We start from the raw sequence: 16,310 nt of genomic DNA on the forward strand, positions 1-16,310 counted from the left end.
TGCTTTTAAATTATTTAAAAGAAGTTCTGATGCCAAATGTGAATGACCGAAGGTTGGGCATACTCATACCTGTTTCTGGATCAAATCCTGGATTACTCGTAAAAGTGAACAAATTATTAGACATGGCATAAATATCGAACTTGGTAAATCCAAATCGTTTAATCCAATTTTTGGGTAAACTATAATTTATTGTTGCACTTTGTAATCTTAAATAAGAACCTGAATAGTAGGATGCTAAGGATGTGTTGAACAAATAAAAGTTATTGTTAGTAGTTATTGTGCTAGCCTTGGGAAATTTCTTTTCATCTCCTTGATTTTGCCAATAGTTGCCCCAGATTAATTCTGGTTGATTGAATGTCGTTCCTTGTTGGAAGCTATAAACTTGCGCATATGCTTGATTTTTGAAAGTAAAGAATACATCTAAACTTAAATTTTTATATGTGAATGTATTCTCTATTCCTCCTGTATATTTAGGTAATTGACTACCCAAATAGCCGTAATCACCTTCCACAGTAATAGTTCCATCCTTATTAATATCATCGACAATTGTAGAGCCATCAGCAGGATTGACATGCGCATTAGTATATCCCGTAATATTATCAATCGGTTTTCCAAGAAAAAATTGTGTTTGATAACCAGAAGTGGCTAAACCTGGAAAACTCAATAATTTATTTCTCGCAATCGACATATTAAAATTAGTTGTCCAACTAAAATTTTTAGACTTTATTTCATCAAAACGAAGAGTGAACTCGACACCCGTATTTTGCGTTGTTGCTCCTAAGTTAGCCATAACTTGATCTTTCCCAGTAAAGTCTGGTAATTGATAGCCTGTTAATTGATTTCCTGTTACATTTCTATAATAGTCTCCAGTAAAGTACAGTCTATTATCCCAAAATCCTAATTCTAATCCTATATCCAATTTCTTAGTAGATTCCCATTGAAAATCAGAATTGTATAAATTCTGAGGATAATATCCTAGTTGATTTTGATAAGGGGAGTAAACAAAATTATAATTGATATAATATTGATAATCGCCAATCTGATCACTACCTGTAATACCGTAACTACCTCGAAGTTTCGCAAAACTTACAATAGGCTTCATCCATTCAAAAAACTTTTCATCAGAAAAATTCCATGCTGTACCGATTGATCCAAAATCTCCATATTGTTTACCAGGGCCAAATCTTGAAGAGCCATCTCTACGACCTGTTAGATTAATAACATATTTACTATCAAAATCATATCCTACTCTTGCAAATCCAGAAAGAAATTTGTATGTTCCTTCTGCGTAGGTATAGTTAATTGCAGGCGCTTTGGAAAAATCATTCAAATCTGCATCGCTCGTAAAACTACTTGCATATTCTGCATTTTGCAAAGTAGATGTTTTCATATAAGTCCCTCCAAGTAAAACGGAAAAATGATTTTTTCCTACATACTTTTCAAAGTTTAATTGAGGCTCAACATTTAAGGTATAATTTTTTGAAAACGATTTTTGAGCAGAACCCGTAATACCGCCATCAGAAGGATCTTGAGCTGCAATAGGATTTTCTCCATATTCATTCAAATACATCCAATTGTAACCTGCATCTAATTTAAAAGAGAGTCCTTGCAATATTTCATAAGACAGATTAAAGCTACTATTGAAGGATTTGGTATGATTACGCATGGTATTCATTTGCGAAGCGATAGGATTACCATTATTATTCGCCAAATCCCAATTAAGAGAACCATCACTTTTATACAAACTAAAGTCGGGTGGCAAGTTGATAAAATTATCCAAAGTCATAGGAATTACTCTATTTCTATCCACACTATAACTTAACATCGCATTGATACTGAATTTACCATCTTTGGACGAGTGGTTACCTGTCAACATAAAGCTTCCTCGATCAATTCCTGAATGACTATTATATATAGTTGTCTGATTGTTGTAACTAGCGGATGCAGAAAAACTATTATATGCATTACCACCATTGACAGAAAAGTCAACTGTATTCAAATGTGCCCATTTATTAAAGTATTCTTTCGCCCAATTGTGGTTAATAGTTGTATCCCATGCTAATACGTCTGGAGAATTCGTTGCATCCATCGGTTCGAATACATTACCATCTGCCAAATCATTTGCATATGCTTGTCTGCGCAATGTTAAATATTGGGAAGTATTCAACATTTTGACATATTTAGGTATATGTTGCATGGTAGTTCCAACATTAAGATTGAAATTTAATCCATCTTTTCTACCTTTTTTAGTCGTGATTAATATTACACCATTGGCTCCTCTAGCTCCGTAAATAGCCGTAGCATCCGCATCTTTTAAGACTTCAATACTTTCTATATTATTGGGATCAATAGACTTGAAGGGACTTTCTTGATATCCATATTGATATGAATTTCCGATGTTAGTAAGGGAATTATTATTAAATGGAATTCCGTCTACTATAAATAATGGTGTATTGACTTTATTGTAAGAATTAATTCCATTATTACCCAAACTTGTTGAATTTTCGCCTCTTAAAGTTATGGTAGAATTGGCACCTGCTAGACCGCTATTAGGCGTAATTACCAATCCTGGCACACGCCCTTGTAATGCTTGTACCGGATCTAAAGTTGCAGTACGTTCCAACTCTTTTGCAGTAACTTTTACACTAGATCCCGTATTTAATCTGCGATTTGTTGTCTGTCCATAAGCTAAGACTTGCACATCCTCTAAATCATTGGATTTTTTGGTTAGGAAAAATAACATTTTCGAATTATCTACCACTTCTGCTAATTCATTATAACCAACTAATGCTAATGTGATTGAATCTCCAATTTTTACGTCAGGAATACTAAAATTTCCATCTCCATCAGAAAAAACAAATTTCTGTAGTCTCGGCATATATATAGAAACATCTTGTAACTCCGTATTGTTTTCAGTGGAAATGGTGCCATTTAACTTAAACTCGCCTTCCTCAATTTTCCGTTTTATGACTACATTTTTTCCAATAATTTTATAGGTTATGTGGTAAAATTTTTCGCAATAGGCAAATACTTCTTGTAAAGTTGCATCCTTTAATTGAATATCAATTTTGCTTTTACCGATTTCGTTTTGATCATAAATAAATACGTAACCAGTTTGTTTTGTAACCTCATTCAAAACCTTTGGTAAGGTTGCTTTCTTCAGATTAAGTGAAATTTTTTGCGCATGTAATGTAATAGTACAAAGTAGAGCCAATAAAAAAACACAAGAGAAAAGAATTCTTTTCATTTTTTAGTTTTATAGTTTAATGTGTGGAGACGATGATGGAGTTGCCTTCAATTTTAGAATGAATACCTTCATATTTCAATAGTTCTAAAACCTCAGAGGCTTTTGTATTTCTATATATTTGACCTGTAATTAATTTATTGGGAAGTGGATCTTTAAAAATTATTTTGGCATTATACCATCGTCCTATTTGTCCAAATACTTCATGAATAGGCGTATTATCGAATGAAAATAATCCATTTTTCCAAGCGACAACTATTGTAGTATCAATATTTTCTCTAATTGCACTTGCTTGATTATGTTGAATTGATATTTGATTACTAGGTAATAGTATTGCCGATAAAGACTTGATATTATTATCTGTGAGTTTTATTTTTCCAGAAAGTAAAGTTGTAGTTATTCCATCAGGATTATTATCGTAAGCATTGATATTAAAATGCGTCCCCAGAACTTCTACATTTTGGTGTGACGTATGAACTATAAATGGATGTTTCGCATCTTTAGTTACTTCAAAATAACCTTCTCCACTTAAATTAACCTCTCTATTTTTTTCTTTAAATACAACCGGAAATTGTAGTTTAGATGAAGCATTTAACCAAACTATAGTTCCATCTGGTAGCGTGACTTTATAAGTATTTGCATTCTGTGTAGTAATCGTATTATATACGGTCGGCTGGATTTTGGATAAATTATTTATAGGTAAGAATTTTATCCATCCGTCTTTGGGTAAATTTACGATAGAGTCATATTCATCCACAATGCTCGTCGGTGCTGTGGCATTAAGTTGTATCACTTTTCCATTTGGGCTCGTAAGTACTGATGCATTTGTTCCTGGTAATAAATCAGCGTGTATAGTTGCTAAAAATTTTGTTTGTTTCTTATTTATTTGAAAAAGAAAAACACCAACTATTGCTACTATAAAAATGCCTAAAGTAGAGAGAAGTAAAGTATTCCGTTTGCTTCTTTTTGTACGCATTTGTCTCTTTTCAGAAACAGTTTTGGCATTTTGTAAAATAGAGGCAAATAATTTTTCCTTATTGTGATTAGATAATTTTGTCGAACTGTTTTCCCATAAACCATCTAATGATTGATAATCTATAGTATTTTGTGCAATCTCTTGCATCAAAAGACTAAATTCCTCTTTTGAAATCTGATTTTTAAAATATTTTTCTAGTAGTTCTTGACTATTTTTTTTATAATTTTCCATATATAATTAATCTAAATATGAATCATCTTATAACAAGACGAGATATGCGTTCATATTAACTAATTATTATGAATTTTTTTTTAAATTTTATGGATAAAATATATAATCGTCAGAATATCAATATGTTCTATTAAATATTCTTTGATAAATTTCCTTGCATCTGTGATATGATTATTGACCGTAGCCTTGGAAATACCCAATTTTTCTGCAATTTGTTCTTGTGAAAGACCTTCAATACGGCTTAATATAAAGGCTTTTTTCCGTTGTGGAGATAATAAATCTAAAGCGACAATTAATTCCTTCTCAAATTCCTTTTGACGGATCAAATCATCCGAACTACTATTATCTAAATGGTAATTAAGATTTTCAAATACTGTTTCTTGTAAATGTGGTTTATTGGCAATCGATCTAAAATAATCAATCGCTTTATTTTTGGCCATTCGAAAGAAAAATGCATCTGTATTTTCTATTTTTGGAAGTAAATCTCTACCTAGCCAGATCTTTGTAAAAACATCCATGGCAATCTCCTCGGCAATGGTAGAAGACTTAATAATAGTGGTTAAATAAGCAATAAGTCGATCTACATACTCCTCATACAAAATCTTGAATGCAACTTCATTTCCCTCAGAGATTTGAATTAAAATATGTCGATCGATTGAAGCCAATATGTAGTTTTTAGTTTGTAAAAATAAACAAAACTAATTATGATAAAAAAAGGTAAAGCGATTTTACGCTTTACCTTTAAAAATGAATGTTTAACTAATTACTTTTTGTCTGGATAAGAAATTGATGTAAAATGGTTATTTGCGATTAATAGTTGCGCAATTTTTTTAATATCTTCTTTGGTTACTTTTTCCACTTCTTTGGGATACTTTAATAACCAATCTAGATTTTTATCAAAGAATGTAGTTGCCTTAATAACACTTAACCAATAACCATTGCTTGTCTGTTGATCTTTAAAACCTTCTAAAGTTGTTTTTTTCACTTTTGCCAAATCAACATCAGATGGTCCGTTTGTTTTCATATCATTTAAAATACCATCATAGGCTTTTAAAATATTATCCACATTTTTAGGATCACAAGGTAGATTTGCCTCCAAAGAATAATTACTATAAGGATATTGAGACATACCTGCACTTACATTACCACTATAAATATATCCTAGTTTTTCCCTCAATATTTCTGTAACTTTTATGGTTAAGATTTGTCCTAATAAATCAGCTTTCAAATTAGCATCATCAGCAAATTTAATGTTGCCATAATATTTGTCACTGATATTACTTTTTTGGTTTTCTCCTTTGTAAAAATCTAATCTATGCGTACCCTCAATTGGGCGTAAATGATTATCTGCATACAAAGAACCAATCTTACCATCTGTAGGCAAAGTCGCTATATATTGGCATAATAAAGGCTTCAAAGAATCGATATTAACATTACCGACAAAGTAAAAATGCATACCATCAACTGTACTAAATAAAGATTTATACAAATGAACTAAAGTATCTGCATTTAGTGCATTAATCTGCGCAACAGTAGGAAGTACGATTGGCGCAAATGGACTACGATGATAATAAAAATTATTGACAGAATCGCTAAATAAAACGTCTGGATCTTTTGATTGATTTGGTAAGATTTGATTTACCCTATCTTTAAAATTGTCCAATAATGAAGTATCTCTTCTAGGTGATGTCAATGTCAAATAAGTCAATTGCATTAATGTATTCAAATCTTTCACTGAAGATGAACCACTTACCCCCATAACATTATCTCCCAAGTTTGGAGAAACACTTACATTTTTACCCGCTAAATAATCATTGAGTTGTGTAGGTGTGAAATTACCATATCCCATAATACCGGAAAGCATCGTAAGAAATGTTGCGTTGAAGTTCTCTGATGCGGGAAGATCATTACTGCCACCTGGTTTGCTACCAGACATCAAGATTTGATCATTTTGATAAGTAGTCGGCAATACAGTTACCATTACTTTGTTACTTAAGGTAAATGTGGTTGTCTTTAATTTAGCATCTTTTTCTTCTTTAACGATAGTGCCGGCAGCAGGTAAATTACTAATCAACTTATCTGAAAAATCTGCAGCGACATAAGGATTTACTTTTTGCGCTTCTGCTTCATTTACCCAGTTTTTTAATTGTACAGAGTCTGGCAATACAAGATTTCCACTATCTGGTGCAGTCAACAAAGTGTATGTATTGGGACTATTTATAAGATTTGTCTTAGCGAAACTATTAATATCCTGTGTAGTAATTGTCGGAAGTAGTTCTTTTATGTATTGGTACAAATTAGAAATACCTACGGGTTGTTCACCACCCATGAAATCTGCTGCGTATGCGTCAGTATATGAAGCAGAATATTGTTTTGCGCGTTCATTATAGGCATTTTCATATTGAGAAAGAATATCATTTTTTACTATTTGAATTTCTTTTTCCGTGAGTCCATAATTTTTAACTTGCAAAATTGCATACATCGCACTATCAATACTCGTCTTGATGTCCTTATTTGGCGCAATATCAATTTCCGTATTCTTTTGTTGAATAGCGAAGCCACTAATAGATCCATCAAGATCTACAGATGCATATCCAAATGAAGGATTTGGTTTCTGCGCCAATAGATTAAGACGTTTATTCAGACAAGTACTAAAAATATCTTTAATCAAATCTTGCTTGATATCACCTAGATTACGTGTAGTATCTTTTTGCGTAGCAGGAAAGGAAATATTTATATTATATCTAGTTGCTTCCTTATCTGTAACGATCTGCGCATCATCTTTTGTGTAGGGCAATACATCATAAAAAGTCCGTTTTTTCTCATTATTAGGCGCTTTCAGGGAACTAAAATATTGCTTTACTAAAGCCAATCCTTTTTGTTTGGATATATCACCAACTATAATTACCGCCATCAAGTCTGGACGATACCAACTATGATAAAAGTCTCTAATCAATTGAGGATTAGCATTAGCAACAATGGAATCTAATCCACTGGGTAATCTATCGGCATAGCGAGAATTATTTAAAAGATTTTTTAAATATTTGTTCATCATTCTCATACTAGCATTGCGATTTCTCATTTTCAATTCTTCGAGAATTACATTACGTTCCGCCTTTACCTCCGCATCAGAAATCTGTGCACCATCAGCCCAATCTCTCAATATTTGCATACCCGTAGGCAAATTTGTCGGATTGTCAGTAGGAATCGGTAAAATATAATACGTGCGGTCAAACATCGTATTGGCATTGAGGTCAGAGCCAAAACCGACACCTATTTTTTCCAAATAATCTACTAATTTATTTTTAGGAAAATGTTTCAAACCATTAAATTCCATGTGTTCCATGAAGTGAGCCAAACCTTGTTGATTATTATTTTCTAAAATGGAACCTGCATTAACAACCAATCTCAATTCTACTTTTTTTCCGGGCTTCGCGTTTGGTTGAATATAATAAGTAAGGCCATTTGGTAATTTCCCGGTCAATACGGAAGTATCTTTTGCAAGTAAAGTATTCAAATTATTGCCATGTTGCGTCTGGGCATTTAATACATTTAAACTAGCAAAAGACAATAAAGGAAGAATAAATCTTAATTTTTTCATTTGAATTTAGTCATTTGTATAAGGACGTATAATTCTGTGAAAATAACTAATAATATCACATTTAAAAAAAACTATATATCAATCGAGCTAGTTTATAGGCTAGTAACAAGTTAATTATGAACCTTTCCCTTATCGGAAATGATATAGCTGTGGTAATTAGGAAATTGTTGCAATAATTTTTTACTTTTTTCAATTCCCAAAACCATAATTGAAGTACTCAAACCATTAGCAAATTCTGCACTTGGACCAGCAATCGTTACACTTACGATACCTGTGGCAGGATATCCCGTTGCAGGATTGATAATATGGGAATATCTTTTACCATCTATAAGTGCAAATTTTTCGTAACTACCAGAAGTAACAATGGAAGAGTCTTTTAAGGTTATAATTTTCTTTATTTTATTCGGCTTAAATGGATTGGTTACACCGACCACCCAAGACTTTCCATTGGGTTGTCGCCCCCATGTACTTATATCTCCAGAGGCGTCCACAATACCACCAATAACTCCAAGTCCTAGCATTAATCGCCTTCCCATATCCGCTGCATATCCTTTACCTATGGAACCAAAACTAATCTTCATCCCTTTTTTCTCGAGAAAAATAGTTGTATCGTTATCGTTAAGAATAATATGCTTGTAACCTACGTTGACTATAGATTTTTTTATAGTTTGACTATCCGGAATTTGTTGCATAGAGCCATCAAATTTCCAGACTTTGTCCATGGCGGCATAACTTATATCAAAAGCACCTTGTGTAATTTCGGAAAAATAAATAGCTCTTTTGGTAAGATTATACACTTCTAATGGTACTTTTATCGCTGTGATCCCCGCATTTTTATTGATCTGAGAAATATAGGTATTAGGACGCCAGTCAGAAATTAAATCTTCAATGCGAGAGACTTCATTTTCTACCAATTGTATATTTTGCAATGCTTGACTAGAATCACTTGATACAATCGTAATCGTAAACTTACTGCCCATCAAAGTCGCTGTTTTTTTTACAGCAACTTGTGCATGAACTATTGAAAAAAGAAAACTAGAAATGATGATTAACTTGCTATATAGTGCCATTGGATAGGATTCAATTATTGGGTAAATTTAAACAAGCTATTGAATTAGAAAATAATTAAAGAAAAATAACTATAGTTTGCAAAGAAAAAAAGAGTTGCAATAGTTGCAACTCTTTTTTTGTGGGAGCTACAGGGTTCGAACCTGTGACCCTCTGCTTGTAAGCCCGAAAAACAATCATGCAAGTTGTTTTAAATTATTTATAGTTAGTTCACAAAACCCTTTACCCTATTGCGTTTGAGTATTTTTAGTATTTACTTTGTTTCGGAAAGCGATAATCTAATTTATCATTACATGTATCAAATCATGTATCAAATTTTCCATCATGAAACAAGCCCTTCCTATCATTTCAATTGTCCCAGACAAGAGAAGAACTAAAGATAACAATCTGTATCCATTAAAGTTAAGAATCACTTACAAAGGTGAGCGTAAATATTATTCCACCGGTTACGAAACAAGTTTGGAAGATTGGAAGGCCATGCAGGAAAGACAGGTAAGGGGAAAACTGAAGTCATTGCTCAATTCAACAAACGATGTCAAAATACGTGCGCAACATTGTTGCGACACGCTGTCCTTTTTTTCTTACCATGCTTTTGAAGCGGCATTTTTCCCAAAATCAGTACCAACAACATCTGTACTTGGTGCATTTGAAGAATATGTGGATAGGCTTAAGAAGAACGGACAGGTAGGTACAGCTTCCTCCTACCAATGTGCATGTGTCTCCTTGCATAAATTCAAACCCAATCTTAAATTTCGCCATATTACCGTTGAATTTTTAAAAAGCTATGAACAATGGTTTTTGTCCCAAGGTAATTCTATTACTACGGTAAGTATATATGTCAGAGCTCTTCGTGCGCTTGTCAGAATAGCCATCGAGGATGGGATTATGGATAACTTAGACTATCCTTTCGGTAAGCGTAAATATGTTGTCCCTATCGGAAGGAATATCAAAAAAGCTCTGACAGTAGAGGAAATCGGATTGATATACAATTACGAAGCGGAAGCCGGAAGCATGGACGAAATGAGTAGAGATTATTGGATTTTCATATACTTATGTAACGGGCTTAACATGAAAGACCTGTGTCTATTGAAATACAAAGACATACAAGGCGATTTTATTGCATTTCAACGGGCAAAGACAATAGTTTCAAGGCGTAGCAACAGTGAGCCGATAAGGATGGCAATAAAAGAAGACGTGAAAAATACCATAGAAAAATGGGGTCAGAAGCCTATTCATCCTGACTCGTACATTTTTCCATGGATCAAGTCGGAGATGTCATTAGAAGCACAGCGTCTCAAAATTCAACTTGTCGTGCACCTTGTCAACGAACACATGAAAAAAATAGCTAAGGAACTAGGTATCGACAAGCCTGTGACAACCTACTGTGCAAGGCACAGTTTTGCTACAGTTCTGAAAAACAGTGGAGTGTCGACGGAATTCATAAGTGAGGCTTTGGGGCATAGTTCATTGAAAACAACAAAAAACTACCTTGCTGGATTCGAGAACGAGGCTATACATAAGAATACCGACTTACTTTTGCAGTTCAAAAAATAAAAAATTCTTTATAAATAATGAAGAGGTAACTAATCTTAATTGGGTGACATATTAAAATGAAGTAGCGAAATTTTTATGTGTATGTATAGTATTGTACAAGTTATGAACTTATATGTGTACAATAACTGAACTCAAAGTAATGATTTGTTTTGCTAGCAAATGAGTTATATAAGGATTTGTTAGAACCTAAATACTGAATGAATAATATGTGCTGACTATATAAAGCCTATTCGTATTTATATGTCTTTAGAGGATGAAAATTTGATCAATACAGATTTAATTGAATGATTTCCTGAAATCTAAGGGCGAAACCTTTGTTTTGGCTTTGAACAATTTGGTAAAAGAAGAAGGGTGTCCAAAACCAAGTTCGTAAGCTATCTCACTTACTGACAAGTTCGTGGTCGACAATTTTTCTTTAGCAGCTTCTATGACTTTCTGGTGAATAAAGCTTAATGCATTCTGCCCTGTAAGTGAACGTACCATGTCGCTCAGGTAACTTGGAGATACATTCATTTGTTCCGCCAGAAACTGAACTGTTGGAGTTCCTTCGATTAGCGTTTTGCTGGTCGTAAGATAATCCTCTAATATGCCTTCTAATTCTTCTAATAAATTACTGTTGACAACCTTTCTAGTAATAAACTGTCGCTTATAAAATCGATTCGCATAAGTAAGCAGAAGATCAACCTGAGAAACAATTACATCTTGGCTAAGGTCGTCAATCCTATTGTTTAACTCGTCTTCGATTTCTGTCATAATGCCAACTATCGTATTTTTTTCTTTTTCAGAAAGATGAAGTGCTTCATTTGTATTATAGGAGAAGAAGCCATACTGCTTGATTTTTTTGGACAATGGATATTTCAACAAAAAGTCTGGATGGATAAGTAAAGTATACATAGACCATTGCTCTGCGAATTCATAACTACATTTGCCGATAATCTGGTTGGGTGCTATAAACGTCATACCTCCTTCTGCATAATCATAGTGACACTGCCCGTATTTGGACATGCCGCTCAAGCCACTACCAAAAGAGATCCTGTAAAAATTCGATAGCACAGAACCCTCAAACTTATTTTCGGGAATACGGTTTTTTGGCCAATTAATAAGGCTAATGAGTGGATGCTGGGGTGATGAAAGATCATGGTCACGATGTATTTCTGACAATGATCTGATATTAATGGGATGAGTCTTTTTCATATTTATAAATTTACAAATTAAACCGATAGCAAGCTACCGGTTTAACCATTTCGTTAAAACAACTAAGGATTTTACAGTCTGTAACCACCACTTGCCTCGACTACCTGGCCAGTAATCCATCCACCCTTGTCAGACGCTAAAAAAACGACAACTTCGGCAATGTCAGTAGCTTCTCCAAATCGTCCCAAGGCGGTGTCGGTTTCTATAGCCTTAACTATGTTTTGATTTTCGCGAACGGCCGCATTCATGTCTGTGCGCGTCCAACCAGGTGCAACCCCGTTTACAGTAATACCACGTGCACCGAACTCCATTGCAAAGGCATGGGTCAACGCATTAACGCTAGCCTTAGCCGCCGAGTAAATCGGAACAAGAGGCTGTGGCTGTGTTGCCAAGTTTGACGATATATTGATGATACGTCCTCCATCTGGAATGCGGCCAATTGCAGACTGAACTATAAAAAAAGGGGCTCTCGCATGCACGGCAAACATAGTGTCCCAACTCTCAGGTGTCGCATCTGAAAGGTTTCCAAAACCAGAATTCCCAGCATTGTTAACCAAAATATCCAATGAGTTACTGCCAGTGCGTTCGGTTAATTCTTTATCCAGTATTTCGAAAAGTTGTGGTATTGTACTGGCCTCTACCAGATTTGCATGCAAGGCAAACGCTTTACCACCCGATTTTTCAATATCTGCAACCACTTTATCTGCGGCATCTTTGCCTGAATTGTAGGTGATGGCAACTACAGCTCCCTCTATTGCAAGTTGTTCCGCAATTGCACGTCCTATTCCTCTCGATCCTCCGGTAACAAGTGCCGTTTTGTTGGCTAAAGTTTTACCGCTGAAATTATCTTCTGATCTGTTTTTTTCTGACATATTGTTTTTTCTTTTTGTTAAGACAAAGTTCAACGTTCCGCAATTTGTAAGTTTTGCCGTTTTTAGGTATTGCTTTGCCAAAAGGAAGTTGAGACAATTCATTAAACCACTCTATCACGATATACTGGACCAGGATTTGCCTCAACAATGGTAATTGCCAAACGATTGAGGTAATCACCCCCTCCGTATTCAAGCGTTGCAACTTCGTGAATAAGAATACCAGCTTGCTCTATTGTCCGGGCCGACTTAAGAGGGCCTGCATTCAAAGGTTTAAAGCCACTGTCCGTAATTAGCTTTCTAGTGACCTGTCCTGCTGCATGGTCATCCGTTGCATAAAAAATGCCCGGCTGGGTAGATGATTTAGCCCACGCAGCCGCTTCGAGGAGTGGGGAAGCCAGCAGGTTAAACGCCTTAACGACTCTTGCATTGGGAATCAATTTTTGCAGGACTTCAGCAGTTGAATTATCACGCATAAATTCCAAATCGTGATAGTGCTCAAATTTTTCTGTAACGGCCAAGGGATTCATTGTTTCGATAACGACTTTGCCATCGAAAGCATCTCCTGCAAGATATACCACAGCTTCGGCCCTCGGCCAATATACCGAAAACAAAATCACCTCTCCAAACTCTGCTGCTTCTCTAATAGTGCCAAGACGGACATTCCCTCCCAATTCTTTTAGCAGAGGCTCCAATTTTCTATCATCACCATCTTTTGCTACTACGATCTCATGTCCAGCAGAGGCCCACGCCCTAGCAAGACGGCCACCGATGTTACCAGTGTTTAAAATTCCAATTTTCATTTTACTTGTTTTTACTTAAACATTCCTAATTCATTTGGAATGCTAAACCGCAAAATTCTATCTTTTACATACCAGATATTTTGCCATATCTAGGAATTTCTTTGCCGAATTGTTCCTTGACCCAATGCAGCTGCATAAAACCGTTCACTGCATTATAATCTTTAAGTGAAAACCTTGTGTTTAATTCACTACTGTTCCCCAACGTACTGCCAACTCCTGTAATTAAAGGATTGACGTTTAAATAAATGTCCGTTACCAAATCACTTTCTATAAAGGCATTAAATGTATCTGTTCCTCCTCCTATTGCGATTTCGGTTAATCCTTTTGCAGACGCAAATTCTACAGCTTTCTCTGGACTTTCGATAGTCCTGTAATTTTTTGTAATTATTGAATTATTAGACAATACAATGATTTCTATTCCCTCAAAAAGAGTCTTGATGTTTTCTGGAAAACGCTGAAAATTCTCAAAGGTTCTTTTACCTATTACTAGAGTTCCTATCTGTTTTACCATCTTTAGATAAAATCCCATTACCTCTGGAGGCAATGGATAGTACGGGTTATCTGACAATAAAATCCTTCCATTGGCAGAAACATTTGCTACAATTGTTACTTTCATTATTTCTTTTTGTAAAACTATTAGGTATCAACTTTATATTTGTTATGCATTACCTTTAGGAAAGTAACTATACATGAAAAATAAGAACGAAAATATAGACAAGGAAACCATATTGGCACTAAAAGATGCCATCGAATTGTTGGGAGGAAAATGGAAGTTCTGTATTCTTCACAATCTTCAAAATTACGGCACAATGCGGTTTAAGGACTTACAAGAAACCTCCCAAGGCATATCTCCAAAAGTACTATCAAAAGAATTACAGGAACTAGAGGAGAATCTACTTATTGTGCGAACCGTAAATTGTACAAAACCCGTAACGGTTTCTTATGCCCTTACTGAACACGCAGTCGAAAGTCAGCCTGTTTTGAAAGCCTTGATAGATTTCGGATTAAAGCATCGAAGGAGAGTAATGGCAAAATAATGTATATAATGAGTCATGAAAGCGGAGATCAAATAACATTTAACCCGTAAAGGCTAAAGTCAAAAATGTAGAACCATTTTTGACTTTAGTAATGAAATCTTTACGAGACTATTTTAGATGATATTGAATAAATCCTCCATCGATAGCAATATCAGCACCGTTGATATACGCTGCTGACTTGGACGCTAGGAACAATACGGTACTTGCAATTTCCTCGGCTTTGCCAAGTCTTTGTAGTGCAGTAGATGAGGCGAGGTAAGCCAGTGCGTCACCTGGTGCCACAGAGTCAAGACCAGGTGTTTGGATTGGGCCTGGGCTTATGAGGTTTACACGGATTTTTCTGTCTGCAAGTTCATTGATCGCAACATGGGCAAGTTTGTTCAGTGCTGCTTTCGTAGCGGAATAAGCCGCTGTCGCAATGGCTGCGCCTGTGGCAACGCCTGAAGACGTCAAGATAATTGAAGAGCCATCCGCTAAATGTGGCATCAGTTTTTGAAGTGTAAAGAATGGTCCTTTTACGTTAGTACTAAACTGGGAATCAAAATCTGCCTCAGTAATCTGTGCAATAGGTGCAAATATGGCTATTCCAGCATTAAGGTAAAGTACGTCGATCCTTATTCCGCTCTCTGCAATCGCCTTTTCCAGAACCGTGATTCCTTGTAGGCTTGAAGTGTCTGATACAACTGTTTTTAAATTTGGACTATTGATTTCTTCTGCTGCTTTTTTCAGATTTGCTTCACTTCTGCCAGTAATCCATACGATTGCGCCTTCTTCAATGAAAGCTGTAAAAACCGATGAAATTGACCCCCTAATACCAAAATTAAATTGACCCCCTAAAAAACGCTTTCGAAGAAGCGTATTTTTAGTATCGCAATATGGCCCAAAAATTATCCAAAGAACATGTTGTATTTGTAGTGCAAAGTTACTAAATCTAAATCAGCACCATTACGGCTGTATTCTCTTTTTCTTTCTCAAGGATTCACCATATAGTTCGATACGTATCGCTTGGTGTACGATTCTATCCAAAATTGCATCCGCTACCGTTTTCTCGCCAATGATATCGTGCCATTTTGCCACAGGTAATTGAGAGGTTATCATTGTAGATCTTTTACCATGTCGATCCTCAATGATGTCCAACAGGAGATTCCTTGCTGCTCCGTCCAGTGGTTGCACACCAAAATCATCTAAAATGAAAAGCTGCGCCTTTTCTATTCTGGCAAGTTCCTTTAAATGGGAACCTTCGGCTTTGGCAACTTTTAGTTGTGCCATTAATTTGGAAGTAGTGGCGTAATAGACTTTGTATCCCAGTATACAAGCTTGATATCCAATGGCGGAAGCAAGAAAGCTTTTTCCCGTACCAGTACTACCGGTAATAAAAACATCGCTCGCCTGATCGATAAAACTACCTTCTAATAGTCTTTGTACGAGATTACGATCCAAGCCACGATCTCCTTGATAGTCCAGTTGTTCTGGTTGGGCACTATAGCGAAAGCCTGCATTACGTATGGATCGTTGTTGTGCCCGGTATCTGCGATCCTCCCATTCCGATTGTATGAGAAAATGGATCAACTCATCCTGCGTATAACCTGGACCACTGGAGCCATCCTGTTCGATATAGGATTTAAAAGCACTGGCCATGCCACTGAGGTGCATGCTGCTCATTTTGTCTAGGCATTCTTTGTTTGTGTTCATATCTGTTGTTTTATCTTTTATTAGCGATGATGGATTTTACT

General features: G+C 35.4%; 13 protein-coding genes. 2 read left to right on the forward strand and 11 right to left on the reverse strand.

From position 1 onward, the window contains the following. Nucleotides 1-10: 10 nt before the first annotated feature. The 5 genes from E0W69_RS03935 to E0W69_RS03955 all read right to left on the reverse strand — a co-directional run bounded on the left by E0W69_RS03935 (nucleotide 11) and on the right by E0W69_RS03955 (nucleotide 9,122). Nucleotides 11-3,247, reverse strand: a complete 3,237-nt coding sequence (locus E0W69_RS03935; protein ID WP_131328737.1) for a SusC/RagA family TonB-linked outer membrane protein — start codon at nucleotides 3,245-3,247, stop codon at nucleotides 11-13. Nucleotides 3,248-3,263: 16 nt separating this feature from the next. Then, a complete protein-coding gene (locus tag E0W69_RS03940; protein ID WP_131328738.1) occupies nucleotides 3,264-4,451 on the reverse strand; it encodes a FecR family protein in 1,188 nt (395 codons plus the stop codon). Between the two features lie 80 nt (nucleotides 4,452-4,531). Next, nucleotides 4,532-5,116: an RNA polymerase sigma factor gene (locus E0W69_RS03945; RefSeq protein WP_191967958.1), complete on the reverse strand. Its 585-nt coding sequence runs from the start codon at nucleotides 5,114-5,116 to the stop codon at nucleotides 4,532-4,534. Nucleotides 5,117-5,214: 98 nt separating this feature from the next. Continuing rightward, entirely contained in the window at nucleotides 5,215-8,052 is a 2,838-nt protein-coding gene (locus tag E0W69_RS03950) for a M16 family metallopeptidase (protein ID WP_131328740.1), read from the reverse strand. A 110-nt stretch (nucleotides 8,053-8,162) separates the two neighbouring features. Then, nucleotides 8,163-9,122: an FAD:protein FMN transferase gene (locus tag E0W69_RS03955; RefSeq protein WP_225321385.1), complete on the reverse strand. Its 960-nt coding sequence runs from the start codon at nucleotides 9,120-9,122 to the stop codon at nucleotides 8,163-8,165. Between the two features lie 322 nt (nucleotides 9,123-9,444). Between E0W69_RS03955 and E0W69_RS03960 the strand changes: the two genes are divergently transcribed. Further along, a complete protein-coding gene (locus E0W69_RS03960) occupies nucleotides 9,445-10,674 on the forward strand; it encodes a site-specific integrase (protein ID WP_131328741.1) in 1,230 nt (409 codons plus the stop codon). Nucleotides 10,675-10,950: 276 nt separating this feature from the next. On the opposite strand, the gene E0W69_RS03965 is transcribed toward E0W69_RS03960, so the two are convergent. The 4 genes from E0W69_RS03965 to E0W69_RS03980 form a co-directional block, all read right to left on the reverse strand. Then, on the reverse strand, nucleotides 10,951-11,727 hold the full coding sequence (locus tag E0W69_RS03965) for a helix-turn-helix domain-containing protein (protein ID WP_225321386.1): 777 nt from the start codon (nucleotides 11,725-11,727) through the stop codon (nucleotides 10,951-10,953). A gap of 212 nt (nucleotides 11,728-11,939) precedes the next feature. Beyond that, nucleotides 11,940-12,821, reverse strand: a complete 882-nt coding sequence (locus E0W69_RS03970) for an SDR family NAD(P)-dependent oxidoreductase (RefSeq protein WP_225321387.1) — start codon at nucleotides 12,819-12,821, stop codon at nucleotides 11,940-11,942. Nucleotides 12,822-12,841: 20 nt separating this feature from the next. Further along, nucleotides 12,842-13,540, reverse strand: a complete 699-nt coding sequence (locus tag E0W69_RS03975; protein ID WP_131328743.1) for an NADPH-dependent F420 reductase — start codon at nucleotides 13,538-13,540, stop codon at nucleotides 12,842-12,844. 64 nt (nucleotides 13,541-13,604) lie between these two features. Further along, the gene (locus E0W69_RS03980) at nucleotides 13,605-14,156 is read right to left on the reverse strand and encodes a dihydrofolate reductase family protein (protein ID WP_131328744.1); all 552 of its coding nucleotides are present in this window, start codon (nucleotides 14,154-14,156) and stop codon (nucleotides 13,605-13,607) included. 73 nt (nucleotides 14,157-14,229) lie between these two features. Between E0W69_RS03980 and E0W69_RS03985 the strand changes: the two genes are divergently transcribed. Next, entirely contained in the window at nucleotides 14,230-14,577 is a 348-nt protein-coding gene (locus tag E0W69_RS03985; RefSeq protein WP_131328745.1) for a winged helix-turn-helix transcriptional regulator, read from the forward strand. A 108-nt stretch (nucleotides 14,578-14,685) separates the two neighbouring features. On the opposite strand, the gene E0W69_RS03990 is transcribed toward E0W69_RS03985, so the two are convergent. Next, nucleotides 14,686-15,486, reverse strand: coding sequence for an SDR family oxidoreductase (locus E0W69_RS03990; protein WP_326521357.1), 801 nt, complete (start codon nucleotides 15,484-15,486; stop codon nucleotides 14,686-14,688). 36 nt (nucleotides 15,487-15,522) lie between these two features. Beyond that, a complete protein-coding gene (istB, locus tag E0W69_RS03995) occupies nucleotides 15,523-16,269 on the reverse strand; it encodes an IS21-like element helper ATPase IstB (protein ID WP_131328747.1) in 747 nt (248 codons plus the stop codon). Between the last annotated feature and the right edge of the window lie 41 nt (nucleotides 16,270-16,310).

The organism is Rhizosphaericola mali (genome assembly GCF_004337365.2).
In the GTDB taxonomy this organism is placed as follows: Bacteria; Bacteroidota; Bacteroidia; order Chitinophagales; family Chitinophagaceae; genus Rhizosphaericola; species Rhizosphaericola mali.